The organism is Moritella sp. F3, assembly GCF_015082335.1.
Classification (GTDB): Bacteria; Pseudomonadota; Gammaproteobacteria; order Enterobacterales; family Moritellaceae; genus Moritella.
The window spans coordinates 1-236 of the sequence record NZ_BLRL01000165.1 but is presented as its reverse complement, the minus strand read 5'-3'; the positions used below and the strand labels follow the sequence as shown (position 1 = coordinate 236).

General features: G+C 44.1%; 1 pseudogene. It reads right to left on the bottom strand.

The features are described 5' to 3' along the window. Positions 1-34: 34 nt before the first annotated feature. Positions 35-236: pseudogene (locus tag JFU56_RS22960) on the bottom strand (EamA family transporter); the annotation flags it as partial.

Below are 236 nucleotides of genomic sequence, written 5' to 3'. Positions count from 1 at the left end.
GGGTTATATATACAGATTATTAGTCTAGCTTAGCCTAGTTGCTACTTACTGTTTTCAAAGAAGAGCGCAGCTTGAAGATTCCCTTAGGTGCCTTGGTCAGCAAGATGCCACAAAGTAGAGGGAGCATCATAAGTAGAGACTGTTCAGATAGAACCTCACCATTGATGTAGCAAGAGATCAGTAGCGCAACCACTGGGAAGATTAGGAAGCAGATAGATGCTTGGAACGGCGTCGAA